The organism is Pseudomonas sp. FEN, assembly GCF_904067045.1.
Taxonomy (GTDB): Bacteria; Pseudomonadota; Gammaproteobacteria; order Pseudomonadales; family Pseudomonadaceae; genus Aquipseudomonas.
The window spans coordinates 76,699-94,119 of the sequence record NZ_CAJFDC010000015.1 but is presented as its reverse complement, the minus strand read 5'-3'; the positions used below and the strand labels follow the sequence as shown (position 1 = coordinate 94,119).

14 protein-coding genes and 4 pseudogenes are annotated in these 17,421 nt (G+C 57.6%); 8 read left to right on the top strand and 10 right to left on the bottom strand.

What is annotated here, in order from left to right; genetic code table 11:
* Window positions 1-20: 20 nt before the first annotated feature.
* Both PFEN_RS18720 and PFEN_RS18715 read right to left on the bottom strand, forming a co-directional pair.
* A complete protein-coding gene (locus PFEN_RS18720; protein ID WP_191488295.1) occupies window positions 21-278 on the bottom strand; it encodes a DUF4404 family protein in 258 nt (85 codons plus the stop codon).
* Between the two features lie 123 nt (window positions 279-401).
* Window positions 402-1,013, bottom strand: a complete 612-nt coding sequence (locus tag PFEN_RS18715; protein ID WP_191488294.1) for an HAD family phosphatase — start codon at window positions 1,011-1,013, stop codon at window positions 402-404.
* 197 nt (window positions 1,014-1,210) lie between these two features.
* On the opposite strand from PFEN_RS18715, the gene PFEN_RS18710 reads away from it, so the two are divergent.
* Window positions 1,211-1,897 (top strand): VacJ family lipoprotein, encoded by a 687-nt coding sequence (locus PFEN_RS18710; protein ID WP_191488293.1) that lies wholly within the window; start codon window positions 1,211-1,213, stop codon window positions 1,895-1,897.
* 183 nt (window positions 1,898-2,080) lie between these two features.
* On the opposite strand, the gene PFEN_RS18705 is transcribed toward PFEN_RS18710, so the two are convergent.
* A complete protein-coding gene (locus PFEN_RS18705; RefSeq protein ID WP_191488292.1) occupies window positions 2,081-2,377 on the bottom strand; it encodes a PilZ domain-containing protein in 297 nt (98 codons plus the stop codon).
* A 276-nt stretch (window positions 2,378-2,653) separates the two neighbouring features.
* Here PFEN_RS18705 and rssB point away from each other — a divergent pair, with 276 nt between their 5' ends.
* Entirely contained in the window at window positions 2,654-3,835 is a 1,182-nt protein-coding gene (gene rssB, locus PFEN_RS18700; RefSeq protein ID WP_191488291.1) for a two-component system response regulator RssB, read from the top strand.
* The gene (gene rssC, locus PFEN_RS18695; protein WP_191488290.1) at window positions 3,835-4,317 is read left to right on the top strand and encodes an anti-sigma factor antagonist RssC; all 483 of its coding nucleotides are present in this window, start codon (window positions 3,835-3,837) and stop codon (window positions 4,315-4,317) included. Before rssB ends, rssC begins: the two co-directional genes overlap by 1 nt.
* A gap of 126 nt (window positions 4,318-4,443) precedes the next feature.
* On the opposite strand, the gene dusA is transcribed toward rssC, so the two are convergent.
* Window positions 4,444-5,445 carry a tRNA dihydrouridine(20/20a) synthase DusA gene (dusA, locus tag PFEN_RS18690; protein ID WP_191488289.1) on the bottom strand — a complete coding sequence of 334 codons (1,002 nt, stop codon included), beginning with the start codon at window positions 5,443-5,445 and terminating at the stop codon, window positions 4,444-4,446.
* Window positions 5,446-5,945: 500 nt separating this feature from the next.
* Here dusA and PFEN_RS30705 point away from each other — a divergent pair.
* A pseudogene (locus PFEN_RS30705) lies at window positions 5,946-6,098 on the top strand (DUF3077 domain-containing protein); the annotation flags it as partial.
* 100 nt (window positions 6,099-6,198) lie between these two features.
* On the opposite strand, the pseudogene PFEN_RS30700 reads toward PFEN_RS30705, so the two are convergent.
* The 3 genes and pseudogenes from PFEN_RS30700 to PFEN_RS18675 form a co-directional block, all read right to left on the bottom strand.
* Window positions 6,199-6,303 (bottom strand): annotated as a pseudogene (locus PFEN_RS30700) (transposase); the annotation flags it as partial.
* Window positions 6,304-6,352: 49 nt separating this feature from the next.
* Window positions 6,353-6,499 (bottom strand): annotated as a pseudogene (locus PFEN_RS18680) (IS256 family transposase); the annotation flags it as partial.
* A gap of 39 nt (window positions 6,500-6,538) precedes the next feature.
* Complete coding sequence (locus PFEN_RS18675; RefSeq protein ID WP_191488287.1) at window positions 6,539-8,512, bottom strand: sigma-54-dependent Fis family transcriptional regulator; 1,974 nt, start codon at window positions 8,510-8,512, stop codon at window positions 6,539-6,541.
* A 377-nt stretch (window positions 8,513-8,889) separates the two neighbouring features.
* Between PFEN_RS18675 and PFEN_RS18670 the strand changes: the two genes are divergently transcribed.
* From PFEN_RS18670 to secB, 4 genes are all read left to right on the top strand, one after another.
* On the top strand, window positions 8,890-11,046 hold the full coding sequence (locus PFEN_RS18670; RefSeq protein WP_318192848.1) for a hydantoinase/oxoprolinase family protein: 2,157 nt from the start codon (window positions 8,890-8,892) through the stop codon (window positions 11,044-11,046).
* Between the two features lie 37 nt (window positions 11,047-11,083).
* Complete coding sequence (locus PFEN_RS18665; RefSeq protein WP_191488285.1) at window positions 11,084-13,402, top strand: hydantoinase B/oxoprolinase family protein; 2,319 nt, start codon at window positions 11,084-11,086, stop codon at window positions 13,400-13,402.
* A gap of 75 nt (window positions 13,403-13,477) precedes the next feature.
* Window positions 13,478-13,978 (top strand): acetone carboxylase subunit gamma, encoded by a 501-nt coding sequence (locus tag PFEN_RS18660; protein ID WP_191488284.1) that lies wholly within the window; start codon window positions 13,478-13,480, stop codon window positions 13,976-13,978.
* Between the two features lie 112 nt (window positions 13,979-14,090).
* A complete protein-coding gene (secB, locus tag PFEN_RS18655) occupies window positions 14,091-14,537 on the top strand; it encodes a protein-export chaperone SecB (RefSeq protein WP_191488283.1) in 447 nt (148 codons plus the stop codon).
* A 70-nt stretch (window positions 14,538-14,607) separates the two neighbouring features.
* Here the strand turns inward: secB and PFEN_RS18650 are convergent.
* From PFEN_RS18650 to PFEN_RS18640, 3 genes and pseudogenes are all read right to left on the bottom strand, one after another.
* Window positions 14,608-15,318 (bottom strand): annotated as a pseudogene (locus PFEN_RS18650) (IS630 family transposase); the annotation flags it as partial.
* 606 nt (window positions 15,319-15,924) lie between these two features.
* Window positions 15,925-16,377, bottom strand: a complete 453-nt coding sequence (locus PFEN_RS18645) for a winged helix-turn-helix transcriptional regulator (protein WP_191488282.1) — start codon at window positions 16,375-16,377, stop codon at window positions 15,925-15,927.
* A 441-nt stretch (window positions 16,378-16,818) separates the two neighbouring features.
* Window positions 16,819-17,385, bottom strand: coding sequence for a hypothetical protein (locus tag PFEN_RS18640; protein ID WP_191488281.1), 567 nt, complete (start codon window positions 17,383-17,385; stop codon window positions 16,819-16,821).
* Window positions 17,386-17,421: the final 36 nt, after the last annotated feature.

Genomic DNA, 17,421 nt, shown 5'->3' with positions numbered 1-17,421 from the left:
GGACTTGGGGACGTCTATTTTCAGATGCCGATATTGCCCAGGGTCTGGACAATGTTGCGCAAAGTGACGGCGATAGCGGGGTGTTCGAGTTCGAAACGCTCCACGGCGAGATTGACGCCGTCCGCCAGGCTGGCGGTCGAAGTTTCCAATTTGATCTGTGCTTCGATCTGTTGCATCAGCACTTGCAGATGTTCACGCTCTTCCTGTGAAAGGGGCGGACTCTGCTCCAGTTGCTCGCGCAGGGTATTGAGCTGGTCTTGCAGTTCGCGGGCAGGCATTGTGGTACTTCCTCTTTTGATAGTCTTTGGCATAGACCGCTCTATGGCGATAAAAGTCTGTGCTTGACTGTCAGAGTAATCCACTCCCGCGTGGCCTGCATGACCTCGATCAAGATCGCTGCTTCAGGGCTTCTCGCCCTTGAGCCGGCGCAGGGCGATGTCGTCCAGGCAGGTCGCCAGTTCCCCCAGGTGATCGATCACCGAATGCACGCCCAGGCCGAACAGCTCCACGGTGGCTTTGCCGCGTTTCTTTTCCCGCTCCTTTTGCGGCAGCGCCTGCCACTCTACCGGCGACAGGCCGCACAAGGGCCCGCAGGAAGCCAGGCCAATGGTCCACAACCCGGCATTCAGGCCCGATTGCAGCAAGCGCGGCTCGCCGCTGACCAGCACGCAGCCGTCCAGTTGCTGCACGTTGAGGGTCATCAGTGCGTGCCAGCAGGCGTTGGGCGCCGGCCACTGGGCACCGTTGGCGTCAGGGGGCGAGGCTTTGATCCAGGTCGGCAGGGTTGCGGCGAGTGGTTGACTGACCGTGTAGGGTAGTTCATCGAGCCAGGCGCAAGGCACGCCGCGCTGTTGTAGTCCTTGCAGTATCTCCAGCGCGCCCGGTGTCGCGTGGTTGTGTTCGCCCGGGTCCAGGTGAGCACGGGCGCGGGCACCGAAATCCACCAGGCAACCGCTCAGGCCGAAGAGCAGGGCGGTGGGCGCGGGCAGCGGTACGGCGGCGGGTAATGGCATGGCAACGTCCCTGAAATGACTCCGCAGGCTAAGACACTCCCATGACAGTAGGATGACGGGCGGTTCCCTGCGCCCGATCGGTAATTCTTTGCAGGACTTGTTCCGGTCAGGCTGCCTAATCGAAGGCATCCGCTTTATACTGCTCGCTTTTCGAGGGCGCGGTGCCCCAGCCTCGTCTTATCCAAGGAGTTTTTTCTATGCGCTGGATCGATCGTCTAGCTCAACTGTCTCTGTGTGCCAGCGTCGCGCTGGTGCCATTTGCCGTACAGGCGGCAGATGAAGATCCGTGGGAGAGCGTCAACCGCCCCATCTTCAAGTTCAACGATGTGCTTGATACCTACGCCCTGAAACCCTTGGCCCAGGGCTACCAGACGGTAACGCCGCAGTTTCTGATCGACGGCATCCACAACATGTACCGCAACATCGGCGATGTGCAGAACCTGGCCAACGACGTGTTGCAACTCAAGCCTCATGCGGCTGGGGTCGATACTTCGCGGATCTTCTTCAACACCATCTTCGGTGTCGCGGGTTTCTTCGATGTCGGCACCAAAATGGGGCTGCAGCGCAATGACGAGGACTTCGGCCAGACCCTGGGATACTGGGGCATGGGCAGCGGTCCGTACGTGGTCATCCCGTTCTTCGGCCCGAGCACCTTGCGTGACGCGCCGTCCAAGTACCTCGACACCTATACCCAGCCCTATCGCTACATGAACGACATTCCGGCGCGCAACATGGCGCTGGGTGCCTCCGTCATCGACACCCGCGCCAGTCTGTTGTCCAGCGAGAAGCTGATCACCGGCGACAAGTACATCTTCATCCGCAACGCCTACCTGCAGAACCGCGAGTTCAAGGTCAAGGACGGCAAGGTTGTAGACGACTTCTAGTGTTGGCTGGGTAACTGAAAAAGGCGACCTCAAGAGGTCGCCTTTTTCATCTCTGCGATTTTGTGTTCGTTACATGCTTGATGCCTGAATCTTGCACGCACCTTGTGGGAGCGGAGCTTGCCCGCGAAGGGGCCCCTGAGCCTCGCACTGCATCGCGACCGCCTACACAGTCAAGGTCGGGCATCAATTCATCTTGAGGATCTGCAACCCCAGCCGCTGGCCACCGCCTTCATCACGGACCCAGACCACCTCGGTCTCGGCCTCCAGGCCCCTGAGGGACGGATGATCGGACTCGATGCGCACCAGCAGTTGGTCGCCGGCCTTGAAGGCCCGCGGCGCGGCGATCTGCATGCCGCTGCTCGACAGGTCCAGGCAGGTGGCGGCAATCTCCAGCCCCGCGTGGATCAGTGTGACGTCGGCATCGACTCGCATACGGATGTAGTCACGCTTTTCACTGTAGTCCTGATCGGTTCGGCTCATGGGGGCAGTCCTTCAATTCCGTTGTGGTTTGCACTGTTCTTATAACTCCCGGTGATTTGAGGTGTAAAGACGTCAAGCGACCATCGGCATGAGCTTGAAACGCCTGGCGGATGGGAGTACCGTCTGCGCCTTAGAAGGGCACCTCTGCTCCCGATGCACCGGACGTGATCGTCCGACCCGTTCGAGACAGAGAGGCTAGAAAGCGAATCCAGTAGCACGAGTCGGGCACGTTGCCTTGCTGTCTACGCCAACCTAATTCTGGCGCCGTTTGCCCACATGCAAAAAACCAGTGCCACGCTGCTGATAATTGATGACGACGAAGTAGTGCGTGCAAGCCTTGCGGCCTACTTGGAAGACAGCGGATTCAGCGTCCTGCAGGCCGGCAATGGCTTGCAGGGGCTTGAGGTATTCGAGCGGTCCAAGCCCGATCTGGTCATCTGCGACCTGCGCATGCCCCAGATGGGCGGCCTGGAGCTGATTCGTCAGGTGACCGAGCGGTCGCCGCAGACGCCAGTGATCGTGGTGTCCGGCGCGGGCGTCATGAACGACGCTGTCGAAGCGTTGCGCCTGGGCGCTGCCGATTACCTGATCAAGCCCCTGGAGGACCTTGCCGTCCTGGAGCACTCCGTGCGCCGGGCGCTGGATCGTGCGCGCCTGCTGCTGGAGAACCAGCGCTACCGCGAGAAGCTGGAAACCGCCAACCGCGAGCTCGAAGCCAGCCTGCACCTGCTCCAGGAAGACCAGAACGCCGGTCGCCAGGTGCAGATGAACATGCTGCCCGTCAGTCCGTGGAGCGTCGACGAGCTCCAGTTCGCGCACCAGATCATTCCGTCGTTGTACCTGTCCGGCGATTTCGTCGACTACTTCCGGGTCGATGAGCGCCGCGTGGCGTTCTACCTGGCGGATGTCTCCGGGCATGGTGCGTCCTCGGCGTTCGTCACCGTGCTGCTGAAATTCATGACCACGCGCTTGCTGTTCGAATCCAAGCGCAACGGTACCTTGCCGGAGTTCACCCCTTCGCAGGTGCTGGGCCACATCAACCGTGGCCTGATCAACCTCAAGCTGGGCAAGCACGTGACCATGGTGGGCGGTGTCATTGATGAAGAAACCGGGTTGCTGACCTACAGCATTGGCGGGCATTTGCCGTTGCCGGTGCTCTACACCCCGGACAGCGTGCGTTACCTGGAAGGTCGTGGTTTGCCGGTGGGCTTGTTCAACGAGGCCACCTATGAAGATCACATCCTGGAGTTGCCGCCGACGTTCAGCCTGACGCTGATGTCAGATGGCATCCTGGACCTTTTGAAGCAAGATACACTCAAAGAGAAAGAGGCTGCTTTACCTGAACTGGTAAAAACAGCCGGGGGCAGCCTGGATGGCTTGCGCCAGGTCTTTGGATTGGCCACGCTAGGGGAGATGCCGGATGATATCGCCCTGTTAGTGTTGAGCAGGAACCTTTGATGAGTACCGGTAGAATTCAGTTCGCCGAGCAGGATGGCACCTTCGTTCTGAAGTTCGTCGGTGAAGTTCGCCTGACCCTCTGTTCAGCGTTGGATGCAACAATTGAAAGGATCTTCACGGCGCTGAATTTCTCGGCCATCGTGATCGACCTGACGGAAACCCGCAGCATCGACAGCACCACGCTGGGCTTGCTGGCCAAACTGTCGATTCTGTCGCGGCAGAAGGTTGGCTTGTTGCCGACCGTGGTCACCACCCACGACGACATCACCCGGTTGCTGGAATCCATGGGTTTCGACCAGGTTTTCAACATCGTCGACCGGCCGATTCCGTGCCCGGAATGCCTGACCGACCTGCCATCGCAGGACCAGTCGGAAGAGGTGGTGCGGGTCAAGGTGCTGGAAGCGCACAAGATCCTCATGGGGTTGAACGATTCGAACCGCGAAGCGTTTCACGACCTGGTGAATGCGCTGGAGCGTACCTGACCGCCTGACGCCGCGCGCGTACAAAAAAGGGCGACATCTCCCCAGATGTCGCCCTTTTTGCGCTGGCCCCTTGTAGGAGCCGAGCTTGCTCGCGATGAACGATAACGCGGTCCTTCGTCGATCGCGTTACCGCCCCTCCAACAACTCCCCCGCCTGATCCAGCAGCGCCAACGGGTCCTTGGCCTTGTGAATATCCACCGACAACAGCTGCCGAAACCGCCGCGCCCCTGGAAACCCGGTACCCAGCCCTAGCACATGCCGGGTGATATGGTGCATCGCCCCACCTTCGGCAATATGCGCCGCCACATAAGGCCGCAACTGCTCCAGGGTTTCGGCGCGTGAAATCACCGGTGCCGCACTGCCAAACAACTGCCGATCCACTTCAGCCAGCAAATACGGATTGTGATACGCCTCACGGCCAAGCATCACCCCGTCGAAGGTCTGCAAATGCTCGTGGCACTGCTCCAGTGTCTTGATCCCGCCATTGAGGATGATTTCCAGGGCTGGGAAGTCCTGCTTCAACTGGGCGGCCACGTCATAGCGCAGCGGCGGAATATCCCGGTTCTCCTTCGGCGACAGACCTTCGAGAATCGCGATCCGCGCATGCACGGTAAAACTGCCGCAACCGGCGTCCCGCACCTTGCCGACGAAATCGCAGAGTTCGGCGTAACTGTCGCGCCCGTTGATGCCGATGCGGTGTTTCACCGTGACCGGAATCGACACGGCGTCGCGCATGGCTTTCACGCAATCGGCGACCAACTCGGGATGCGCCATGAGACAGGCGCCGATCATATTGTTCTGCACCCGGTCGCTGGGGCAGCCGACGTTGAGGTTCACCTCGTCGTACCCGGCTTCCTGGGCCAGACGGGCGCAGGCGGCGAGGTCGGCGGGCACGCTACCGCCCAGTTGCAGGGCCAGTGGGTGCTCGGCTTCGCTGTGGCGCAGGAAACGCTCGTGATCGCCATGGAGCAGGGCGCCGGTGGTGACCATTTCGGTGTAGAGCAGGGTGTGCTTGGACAGCAGGCGTAGGAAGAATCTGCAATGGCGGTCTGTCCAGTCCATCATCGGGGCCACGGAGAAGCGGCGGGATGGCTCGGAGCGCGAAAGTGTAGCGTCGTTCAAAGGCATGAAAGGTCTGTCGCTGTGGGCGCAGCCGGCGCGGATGGGGCAGGGCGCGGGCTTGAGTGGCGTGAGGCTGAATGGGGCGGAGTTTATCAGGAAATGGGTTGGCTCGCCGGGGCAGGCGAGGGTAGCTGGCTTTTGAAATGTTTCGCTTCAAATGCTGGCTTGAGTGCGCCTGATGCTTCGCTATTCTTGAGCTGTTGCTGCCCATTCAGCGACCGGGCCTGAGAATCCGTGAAACTATAGGCGCACAGGCGCCACCATCCATTAGACTGCTGGCGCTATTTTTGTGTCCGCACGTCTATTATGGCGGCTGTGCGCGGGAGGCCTCGCGGTCTGCCGGGTTCCTATTGTCCCGGTTTCTCAGCCTGCGCACAGCTGCCACCCTTCGCCTGAGAACGAGTGTGGCAACTCCCAACATTAGGAGTTACGCGTATGGTCGTTTTTACGGAATCGCGCTTTCAGTTTGCAAGCCTCAGTACCCAAGCTGTTTCGGGAGGTGTTCAATGACTAATCCACCTTCAAACAGAACGCAGGGTGTTATCACTTTTTCCACGTGCGGCTCGCAAGGTCGTGAGCTGTTCCGGGTCAATCCTGGTGTTCCTATTCTGGAAGCTATGGAGCATGCCTCGCTCCTGCTGTATTGTGCCAAAGCACTCAGGCATGGGTTCATCGACGTGAAGCAGAGTAGGATGAGCCCAACGCGATCGAGCAAGCGAATCGAGTGGCGGTGCCGCATCCAAGCTGTTGTGGATCAGATGTCTGCAATGTGGTTTGCGGATAAACCGCTGCCAGCGCCTCCGGCATACCCTTCAGGCCATCGGTGACAACAATCAGCACGTCCTCGACTCCTCGGGCGCTCAGCGCCCTGAGAATAGCCAAGATGATGTCTCAGCTCGGCGCCAAGGGCTCAATCGATCAGCGCCTTCTTGAACGCCATCGAGGCATCCTGGATGGCTTCGGCGGTCATCGGGCCATTAACGAACTGATCGATCAGCTCTTTGGGAATTGCTGGAAGGTCTCGTGTGACCTCACAGGCCGGTTTTTTCTTGGTCGGCATACGTGCACCTCTGCAAGATGTTATGCCCGAACACAAAATTTATGACAGTCCCGGGTGGGGCAGGTCATATTTTTTCAGTTTGCTGTAGAGGGTGCTCTTGGCGATATTCAACGCCTTGGCCGCGCGGGTCAGGTTGCCGCCCTGCTCGTGAATGACCTGGGTGATCACCGCTTTCTCCGCCGACTCCAGGGGATTATCACTGCCTTCCTCAACCCTAGCGGCTGAAGCGCAAAGGGTCACCGGCAAATCGGCGAGAGTCAGTTCGTCGCCATCGGTAAGGAAATAGGCGGCCGTCACCAGGTTGCTCAACTCCCGAATATTGCCTGGCCAAGAGTGACTTTCGAGCGCGGTCTGTAAATCCAGGCTCAGCCGCTTGGGTACGCCACCATGCTGTTCGACCAGCCGTGTCAGGATGTGCTCTGCCAGCAGGGTCGTATCCCCCCGTCGTTGTCGCAGGGCGGGCAGGGTCAGGGTCATGGACGAGATGCGGTAGTAGAGGTCCATCCGGAAGCGCCCCGCCGCGACCTCTTTGGTCAGGTCGCGATTGGTGGCGGCGATCAGGCGGAAGTTCACCTTGCGCGGACGGGTTTCGCCGACCCGGCAGATTTCCAACTCCTGTAGTACCCGCAGGAATAGGGGTTGTAGGTCCAGGGGCATCTCGCCGATCTCGTCCAGAAACAGGGTGCCCCCATTGGCTGCCTCAATCTTGCCGGTCATCCCGCCCCGCCGGGCGCCGGTAAAGGCCCCCTCCACGTATCCAAACAGCTCCCCCGCGAGCAGGTCACGGGACAGACCGCCACAATTGAGAGCGATGAAGGCGCCCTCGCAATGGGGGCCGGCCTCGTGCATGGCGTTGGCGAACAGCTCCTTACCGACGCCGGTCTCACCCTGCAGCAAAATGGGGATGGGCGCCTTGGCCAGGCGTTCCGCCTGCTGTACGGTTTTGAGAAACAGTGGACTCTGGCCGATCAGACGGGAAAAGCCAGCCGGGCGGGTGGCATCCTTGGCGCGTCTGTCATCCATCGCCACGCGCGTGGTGCGCGGTCTGGGGAAGGGGATCACCGCGAAGTAGCCGATCGTTTCTCCACGGTGGCGGACCGGCTCGATCCATTCGCGCGCTAACCGCGGCAGGACCAGTTCCGCCCGTGGCGCCAGACGCCTCTCCCTGTTCAGGGAGAGGACGGGGCTGTAGGGGATAGGGCTAAGCTTGATGCCGTGCGCCGCCAGCACACGCTCCGCGTGCCCATTGCCGCGCACCAGCCGCCCTTCCAGATCCATCAGCAACAGGCCGTCATTGCCGGGGGCAGTGAAGCGCCCCAGGGTTTCGCCCAGCAGCAGTTCGCGCTTGGAGAGCTGCAGGTGAGCCAGTTGCTCCTCGATACGGTGGGCTCCGGAGACAGCCAGCGCCAGGCAGTAATCGTGCAGGGTGTTCTTGAGCCCGGAGATATTGACTGCGCCGAGCACCTTGTTTTCGAAGGGATCCCATATGACGGTGGCGGAGCAGGTCCAGTTGCTGATGTTTTCACAGAAATGTTCGTAGGCGTGCACCTGCACCGGAGCCCCGATACGCAGCGCCGTACCTATGGCATTGGTCCCAGCGACACTCTCGTCCCAGTTGGCGCCGGGCACTAGCCGGAATTGATTGGCCAGTTCCAGCGTCTTGGGATCGCCGTGGCTGCGCAGGATCACTCCGGAGGGGGCCACTAGGTGCATGATAGTGCCGGATTGGGCCAAGAGATCGTGGGCATCACGCATGATGGTTTCCGAGGCACAGATCAGCTCGTGATGAGCGTCCCGGATCTTCTCCAATTGCGCACTCTCGAGGTCGATGGCCTGTTTGGCCACCAGGGGGTTGACCTCTTTGGAGACACAGCGTTGCCACGAGGCTTTGATTACCGAGCGGACGGTTTCGTCGGGAGGGGTGCCGATGCTCAGTAACCGTTCCCGCGCATGGGCGATGCGCCCGGGCTGCTCGACAGCCACCGATCCGCGTAATGGCGCGTTCTGTTTCAAGATGGTCACCCCTTTAATTCTATTTATTATTAGAGAAGCTGTTCTTATCTTGGACCCACCTTTACCTATTTACAATTGTTGGTTTAGGCCAAACCTGCGTCGATGATACACACTTTCTTTCTCGTCCCAACGCGACTCCCCGGAAGGGTTCGATTAACGGTCGATAGGCGACCGATTTTCGAACGCAATACCATCCACTAGGGTTGGTTTTTTTAAGAAAACGAATGTTCTCTATTGTTTTTGTTGGCTTATTTTTTATTGGCACAGCCGGTGCTATGTATTCAAGCGGTTGTCCGGGCCGGTGGTTTTGGATGACCTAATGTGCCGCTCCTGATCGGGACCGTGCAAGCGGCGTCAGCAATCCGCAATAAGAATAAATAGAGGATATAACTTTTAATCAATTAGCGAATCCAGTAGAAGTCCTTGGTATTGATGCTGGTGGCACTATGACCGATACCTTTTTTGTGCGGGCCGACGGCACGTTTGTCGTCGGCAAAGCGCAGAGTAACGTCAACGAATCCCAGGCGGTGTTGGAGTCCAGCAAGGACGCCCTGGCCCATTGGGATAGAACGGTGGAGGATGTTTTCCCCGAAATGGTGACCTGCGTCTTCTCGGGAACCGCCATGCTCAACCGCGTCGTGGGACGCAAGGGGCTGCGTACCGGGTTGATCGTCAGCAAGGGATTTGAAGATTTTCACCGTATGGGACGGGCCGTCCAGAGCTATTTGGGTTATGCCTTCGAAGATCGCATTCACCTCAACACCCATCGCTATGACGATCCCCTGGTGAGCATCAAGGACACCCGCGGTGTCACCGAGCGGATTGACTCCAAGGGCAATGTGGTGATTCCGGTGCGCCTGCACGAGGCCAGGGAGGCCGCGCGGGAGTTGATCGAACAGGGCTGCAAGACGATCGTTATCAGTCTACTGAGCTCCTACCTGAACGGGGATCACGAAAAGGCCGTCCGCGATGTCTGCAAGGAGGTCGCCCGGGAGATGGGGGTCGAGATCCCGGTGTTCGCCTCCGTGGACTACTACCCGATGCGCAAGGAAAGCCACCGCACCAACACCACCATCCTAGAGGCTTACGCGGCCGAACCCTCCCGCGCCACCCTGGGGACCATCAGCAACAGTATGAAGGACGTCGGCGGCCAGTTCGATCTGCGGGTCATGGCCAGCCATGGCGGCACCATCAGTTGGAAAGCCAAAGAGCTGGCGCGATCCTTGGTGTCGGGGCCAATCGGCGGCGTGATCGGGGCCAAATTTCTGGGTGAAAAACTCGGCTACGAGAATATCGCCTGCTCCGACATCGGCGGAACCAGCTTCGACATGGCGTTGATCACCAAGAACAACTTCGCCATCCATAAAGACGGGGATATGGCGCGTCTGGTGCTTTCTCTGCCACTGGTGGCGATGGACTCCATCGGCGCTGGCGCGGGGAGCTTCGTGCGTATCGACCCCCATGCCAATGCCATCAAGCTGGGGCCGGACAGCGCGGGCTATAAGGTCGGCACCTGTTGGCCGGAGGGGGGGCTCGATACCGTCTCGGTGACTGACTGCCACATCATCCTCGGCTATCTGAATCCCGAGAACTTCCTCGGCGGGATCTTGCAACTGAATGTCGAGCGGGCGCGGCGCGAGATCAAGCGTCAGATCGCCGACCCCCTGGGACTCTCGGTCGAGGACGCTGCCGCCGGGGTCATAGAGTTGCTGGATCTCTCCCTGCGCCAGCATCTGCGCGCCATGATCACCGGCAAGGGCTACAGCCCCTCCGACTTCGTCTGCTTCTCCTACGGAGGCGGCGGCCCCGTGCATGCCTATGGCTATACCAAGGGGCTGGGCTTCAAGGAGACCATCGTGCCCGCTTGGGCGGCCGGCTTCTCCGCCTTCGGCTGCGCGACCGCCGATTTCGAGTATCGCTACGACAAAAGTGTCGATATCGGTATCAACGAGAAGTCCACCACCGAGGATATCACCGCGGCCACTAACACCCTGCAGGCGGCCTGGAACGAACTGCGTACCAAGGTTCTGGAAGAGTTCCGGATCAACGGCTTCAAGGACGAGGAGGTCACTTTGACCCCTGGTTACTCCATGCAATACCTGGGGCAGTTGAACGATCTGGAAATCGATTCGCCGGTAGCGGCCCTGTCCGGTGCCGAGGACTGGGACGACCTGGTGCAGTCGTTCAACGATACCTACGCGAGGGTCTACGCCGACGCCGCGCGATCGCCGGAGTTGGGTTATGGGATCACTGGCGCCATCATGCGCGGCTCCGTGGAAACCAAGAAACCCAATATTCCGGAGGAGCCGGAAGCCGGCCCTACTCCGCCTCCTGAATCACGCCTGGGTACTCGGCCCTTCTATTACGAAAAAGAGTGGGTCGACGCCGCCATCTATCACATGGAAAAGCTCAAGCCCGGTAACGAAATAAAAGGTCCTGCGGTCATCGAATCCGATGCCACTACTTACGTTATACCGCCGGGATTCGAGACTTTCCTGGATGTGAACCGTCTGTTTCATCTGATCGAATGCTAACTACCCAATTATAAATATAACAAGTTGAGAACCTATCATGACTATTCAAGAAGCCTTTGTCCATGCGGGAAAACTGCTGGATAGCGGACTGACGCTCAATGATTATCGCAATTTGATTCTACAACGTACGGAAAAAACCGGGTACTACAACGGCCTGGAGCGGCTGGAATTTAAAGAGTCGGATCCCATCGGTTATGAACGGATTTTTTCCAAGCTACGTGCAGGGTTGGTCAATTCCCGTGAAGTGGCCAAGAAGATTGCGGCATCGCCCATCGTCGAGCAGGAGGGGGAACTGTGCTTTACCCTCTATAACGTGGCGGGGGACTGTATCGCCACTTCCACGGGAATCATTATTCATGTGGGGACTATGGGAGCCGCCATCAAGTACATGATTCAGAATAACTGGGAATCTAACCCTGGGATTAACCCAGGTGATATGTTCACCAACAACGATTGCCAGATCGGCAACGTGCACCCTTGCGATATCGCCACCATCGTGCCGATTTTCCATGAAAATCAGTTGATCGGCTGGGTGGGCGGCGTGACCCACGTCATTGATGTGGGAGCGGTGGGCCCTGGCTCCATGTCCAACGGTCAGGTCCAGCGTTTCGGTGACGGGGTGCAGATCACCTGTCGTAAGACCGGCATCAACGACACGCCGCTGCGAGATTGGCTCCACGAGAGTCAGCGCAATGTGCGTACCCCCAAGTATTGGATCCTGGACGAGAAGACCCGTATCGCCGGCTGCCATATGATCCGCGATCTGGTCGAGGAGACGGTCCGTGAAGAGGGGCTCGCCGCCTATGAAAAATTTGCCACGGAAGTGATCGAGGATGGCCGGCGCGGGCTCATCAGCCGGATCAAGGCGATGACCATTCCCGGCAAAATCCGCACCGTCGCTTTTGTGGACGTGCCCTATATGCACGAAGATGTGGTCGTTCCGCCCTTCGCCAAGATCGATACCATCATGCACGCCCCCTGCGAGATCACGGTAAAACCCGACGCCACCTGGCGCCTCGATTTCGAGGGTTGCAGCCGTTGGGGCTGGCACACCTACAATGCCAACCCCGTGGCCTTCACCAGCGGTATCTGGGTCATGATGACCCAATCCCTGGTGCCCACTGAACGGATCAATGACGGTGCCCGTTACGCCACTGAATTCCGGATGCCCAAAGGCACTTGGACCAATCCGGATGACCGCCGTACCGCGCACGCCGATGCCTGGCACTTCCTGGTCTCTTCCTGGAGTTCTCTGTGGCGCGGCGTGAGCCGGACGTATTTCGGCCGCGGCTATCTGGAGGAGGTCAATGCGGGCAACTCCAACCCCTGCAACTGGCTGCAGGGGGGTGGTATCAACCAGGAAGGCGAGATCCATGCCGTCAACAGCTTCGAAACCGCGGCCTGCGGCACGGGTGCCTGCGCCGTCAAGGACGGCCTGAATCACGCGGCGGCGATCTGGAATCCCGAAGGGGACATGGGTGATATCGAGATATGGGAGCTAGCCGAACCCCTGCTCTATATGGGACGGACCATCAAGACCAATACCGGCGGTTACGGTAAATACCGCGGCGGTCTCGGATTCGAAACCCTGCGCATGGTCTGGGGTTCCGCAGATTGGACCATGTTCTTTATGGGCAATGGCTATATGAACAGCGACTGGGGGTTGATGGGCGGTTATCCGGCCGCGACCGGTTACCGCTTCGAAGCCCATGACACTGGTCTTTTGGATCGCATCAAGGCGGGCAAGTCGCTGCCCCTGGGTAAAGATCGTGACCCCGGTGCCTGCGAACTCGAGAAACACCTCGAAGCTGGTGCGCGGGTTAAGCGCGATAAGCAGTGCATCACCACCGAAACGATATTCGAAAATGGCGATCTCTACCTCAATTACCTGCGTGGCGGTCCGGGCTTCGGTGATCCCTTGGATCGCAATCCGGCGGCGGTCGCCGAAGACCTCAATCAGAACTTCGTGCTGCCGGAATTTGCCCAAAAAGTATATGGCGTAGTGATCTCCCAGAATAAAGCCGGCGACTGGGTGGTAGATGAAAAGAAAACAGCGGCACGCCGACAGGCGATCCGCCAGGAGCGGATCGCCCGGGGTCAATTGACCCATCAATGGATGGGGCAGGAGCGTCAGAAAATTCTGGATAAGGAGGCATCGGTCCAGGTCCAGCAGATGTTCGCCTCCAGCTTTTTTCTGTCAGAGAAATTCCTTGGCGAATTCAAAGAATTTTGGGACTTGCCGGCTGGCTGGGAATTGAAAGAGGAAGAGCTCGGTATACCTATGTTTGGCGCCAAACACCATATGGATCTGAGCGAACTGCCCGATGTTCACCCCGTGATCATGACCGAACAGTGATTGTCTACGAAGGGGATACCTGAGCGTCCTCTTCAATGGCATCTCACAATTCAAAAAATAAAGAAGAGACTGATTATGTCAACTTATACTAAAAAGCAAGTGTCCGATTTGGTCAAAGGGGATTTGGACTGGGATACTCTGCACCGCATGTTATCTTTGCCCAAGGACAAGGAGCGCTACACCAATTACGTTGCCGTGTTGCAGGAGCAGGTATCTTGGGATGATAAGATTATCATGCCCTTTGGCCCTCACCTATTTCTGGCAGAAACCCCGCAAGATAAAAAGCTTATCACCAAATGCTCATGTGGTCATGAGTATGGCGATTACCAGAAAAACTGGAAGCTCAATGCACTGATCTATGTGCGTGACAGCAAAGAGAAGATGCAGGAGGTTTATCCCACGCTGATGGCCCCGGACACCAGTTGGCAGGTCTATCGTGAATACTATTGCCCGAGTTGTGGGGTGATGCACGATGTCGAGGCGCCCACGCCCTGGTATCCGGTCATTCACGACTTCCAACCGGATCTGAAAGCCTTGTTTGATTGGCTGGACTTGCCCGCGCCCGTGAACGCTTAACCAGCGTCCGTCACTCTAAGTGATACCCCGGCCGGACTCCGGTCGGGGTATTCCCAAGATTCCTCCCGTTGCAAACCCATTTAATAAATTGAAATGCATTATGAGGTGTGACATGTTGGATAAAAATACCTACGGAGCCGAACAGCCGTTCTTCGCGTTACAAAAAATCTATATTAAAAGCTCATCCTTCGAAGCACCGAATGCGGCGAAGGTTTTCAAGCAGAACTGGAAACCTGAGATCAGCCTGGATTTGAATGTCAGCCACGAATCGATCGGCGATGGCTTCTATGAAGTGGTGCTGTCTATATCGGTCACCGCAAAAAACGACGGTATTCTTGCCTTCTTGGTCGAGGTCGATCAAGCCGCACTATTTGTAATCAAAGGCTTCCCCGAGCAAAAACTGGATGAAGCCCTCAACTCCGCCTGTCCCCTGGTCATGTTTCCTTATATTCGTGAGTCTCTCGATACCATCATGCTGAAGGGGTGTTTCCCGCCGCTGATGCTGGCCCCCGTCAACTTCGACGCGCTCTATACGGAAAAAAATAGAGCCTCCGCTTAGGGCATCAACTGTATACTTCAGTCGAAAACAACTAACTTCTTGAGCGGAGAATGCCTAGTGGCCTGAGCGGTTAATTCATTAATTTATTTTTGGTTATGCTCAACTTTGCTCTATGCACCGAACTGATGATGGCCTCAGCCGTTTTGTTCCATTTAAAGGGGGTAGCTGAGTGCTCGTTATGAGCTTCGATAAATTGGCGGATAGCCGTTTTTAAATCGGCCACGCTGGTGAAGGCGCTCCGGTACAGCGCTCGTCTTTCCAGTTGGGCGAACCAGCCCTCCACGGCGTTCAGCCAGGACGCGCTGGTCGGGGTGAAGTGCAATTTGAAGCGTGGATGCTTTTCCAGCCACTGCTTGATGGCGGCAGTTTTGTGGGTTGAGCTGTTATCCAGAATCACATGCAGATCCAGTTCGGCCGGTGTGCCGCGATCGATCTGTTGCAGGAAAGCCAAAAACTCCTTGGCCCGATGACGCTGGGTAATCCGCCCGATGACCTGGCCCGTCATGATGTCGAATGCCGCGTACAAGCTCGCGGTTCCATGGCGCTTATAGTCATGCGCGCGGCGTTCGATCTGACCTGGGCGCAGCGGCAACATCGGCTGAGTGCGATCCAGCGCCTGGATCTGGATTTTCTTGTCAACCGACAGTACCAGGGCGTTATCCGGCGGGTTCAGATAGAGCCCAACCACGTCGACCACCTTGTCGGCGAAATGGGGATCATTGCTGATCTTGAAGTTCTTCAGGCGATGGGGTTTGAGGTCGGAAGCTGCCCATACTTGTCGATGGGCAGCTGAAATCGCCTGGAGCCCTTACAGTGCGTGGCTTTGGCTCATTACCTTGATAGGTAATATCGGGTAAGGCTGGAGGTAGTTTTTTTACAAGTGCTTGATTTTACTGGGTTTTGTAAGGGGGTGGTATTACTGAGTGGAGAGGTAATTTTCTAACCTATCTATTACTCCATTATTACCTTTACAGAATGTCTGTAAGCTATTGATTTTGTTGTTTTTATTTCTTTATCAAGAAGGAAATTACCAAAATTGCCTTTTTCCCGTGGGTCAACCGAAAACGGGGATGCTGCTGGAGGGGGGGCTGCTGGCCGGCGCTTCCATGCAAGCAGCCATCACTCGGACGGCATCGATTTGATGCGCATTTCTGGTGTGGCCGCGCTGTTGCTGCAAGATGGTTGTGATGTGCTGCGGGTCGTCGAACAGCGCATAAGAGCCTGACACCGGAAAGGGGCGGATCTATTTTCAAATCACCGGCTACTGATGCCTGGTGGCGGCTTCCAGGGCCGTCTCGGACATCGGCCCCGCTATTCGCTGCACCTTGTAGCCGGTGGCGTGTGCATATAGTCCGTGCAGCGTGGCAGGTCGCGCTTGCTGTCTTGCTTATTCCTTGCTCTCAGGAAACATGCATCCGCCACTGCGGACCAGCGCCTTCACCTCTTCACTCACCTGCATGGGGTTTTGACTTAATCGGGCAACGAACTCCTTGAGGCCTCGCACGTACGACTTCGAATCGTGCTTCGCGCTCCATAGGACGATGTTGAGCACGATGGGAATGAGATCCAGGCCCTTCTCGGTCAGCGTGTAGAAATCCTTGCGCCTGTCGTCGGGGCTGGGCGCCTTCGAGAGAATGCCTTGCTCCTCAAGAAAGGCAAGGCGGGAAGCAAGGACATTGGTCGCAATACCCTCTTCCGATTTCAGGAACTGGCCATACGTCTTCTTACCCACAAAAACGATGTCGCGAATGATCAGGAGCGACCACCGGTCGCCGAAGATCTCCACGCCATAGTTCACCGCGCAATGGGACCGAACGTCTTCTTTAGAGGCTGTTTTCATGGCGAGATATTAGCATCGCTTGTATGGCGCAAGTAAATTTCTGCAGATAAATTGCTTTTTACAAGTGATAAGGCCGGCATGGCTCACATGTTGAACGCCGGATAGCGCCGGCGGCGACGCGCAGGCACGTGTTTCGGCGTTCATCGAGAGCCTTGGACTGCGCCCGATGGACACCGGGCCGCTGCTCATGGCGCGAACGCTGGAGCATGCCTGCCTGTCTGCTTTCGCTGGGCCTCATCGCCCATTCCGTCAAGCACACCAACTTCTCAATCGGCGTCAGCCTGCTTGGCTGAGTGATCTGCTGGCATTTCCGGCAGGTGGGCGCTTTCGGTTGGTGCAGTTACACCACTTCCTGGGACTCGATCGGGACAAGAAAGCCCTGGCATTTGGGGCTAGGGCTTTCTTCTCCTGCGTTGGGCTGAGTACTTCTGGTCGACTACATCACGCCCGCTGGAATACGCCGTTCCCACTGCCGGAGAACTGGCCACTGATGCTCCCGCCATATTGTGAGGGATGGACCAGTACGGTCAACAGGCGCTGTCCTTCATGAAGGTACAGGGCGAGCGAACCTGAACTGATCGACAATTGCAGCAACAACGAGACGCCAATGAGGTTCTCAGCATCGGGCACCGTGCCCTGCAGGTAGATATTGGGAATGTTGACATTGGTCCCCGTACCTGTCACCTGGCCGACGAACCGCACGGCGGTTCCTTGCTGAGGGGCATTGGGGCCAATCTCGGCGGTTGGCGCACTAATCTGGATGGTTTCGGTCTGAGGATAAGAACCGCCACCGCTACTTTCGAAGGAGAAGTAACCGCAAATGTTCTGCCGACTTCCGCATCCACACAACGATTGTGGGGGCACGTTCTGATGGAGGACCTCTTCTAGCGCCGGCTTCGCATTGGAAAGTGCTCGCAGCCGCTTGATTTGTGCGTCGAAGGCTGCCTGTGATTGCTTTGTGAGCGCATCGATCTGCTCAGGTTTAATGTTTTGAAGAGATAGAGTCATAACTAAAATCCTTTTAGTTTTTGCGAAAGACCTGGA

What these genes read in the sequence shown, in the direction of transcription:
- PFEN_RS18705 (WP_191488292.1), bottom strand. Translation starts at nt 2,377, where the DNA reads ATGAGCCGAACCGATCAGGACTACAGTGAAAAGCGTGACTACATCCGT.
- PFEN_RS18665 (WP_191488285.1), top strand. Translation starts at nt 11,084, where the DNA reads ATGACTATTCAAGAAGCCTTTGTCCATGCGGGAAAACTGCTGGATAGC.
- PFEN_RS18640 (WP_191488281.1), bottom strand. Translation starts at nt 17,385, where the DNA reads ATGACTCTATCTCTTCAAAACATTAAACCTGAGCAGATCGATGCGCTC.
- rssB (WP_191488291.1), top strand. Translation starts at nt 2,654, where the DNA reads ATGCAAAAAACCAGTGCCACGCTGCTGATAATTGATGACGACGAAGTA.
- PFEN_RS18720 (WP_191488295.1), bottom strand. Translation starts at nt 278, where the DNA reads ATGCCTGCCCGCGAACTGCAAGACCAGCTCAATACCCTGCGCGAGCAA.
- PFEN_RS18645 (WP_191488282.1), bottom strand. Translation starts at nt 16,377, where the DNA reads ATGAAAACAGCCTCTAAAGAAGACGTTCGGTCCCATTGCGCGGTGAAC.
- PFEN_RS18715 (WP_191488294.1), bottom strand. Translation starts at nt 1,013, where the DNA reads ATGCCATTACCCGCCGCCGTACCGCTGCCCGCGCCCACCGCCCTGCTC.
- rssC (WP_191488290.1), top strand. Translation starts at nt 3,835, where the DNA reads ATGAGTACCGGTAGAATTCAGTTCGCCGAGCAGGATGGCACCTTCGTT.
- dusA (WP_191488289.1), bottom strand. Translation starts at nt 5,445, where the DNA reads ATGCCTTTGAACGACGCTACACTTTCGCGCTCCGAGCCATCCCGCCGC.
- secB (WP_191488283.1), top strand. Translation starts at nt 14,091, where the DNA reads ATGTTGGATAAAAATACCTACGGAGCCGAACAGCCGTTCTTCGCGTTA.
- PFEN_RS18660 (WP_191488284.1), top strand. Translation starts at nt 13,478, where the DNA reads ATGTCAACTTATACTAAAAAGCAAGTGTCCGATTTGGTCAAAGGGGAT.
- PFEN_RS18710 (WP_191488293.1), top strand. Translation starts at nt 1,211, where the DNA reads ATGCGCTGGATCGATCGTCTAGCTCAACTGTCTCTGTGTGCCAGCGTC.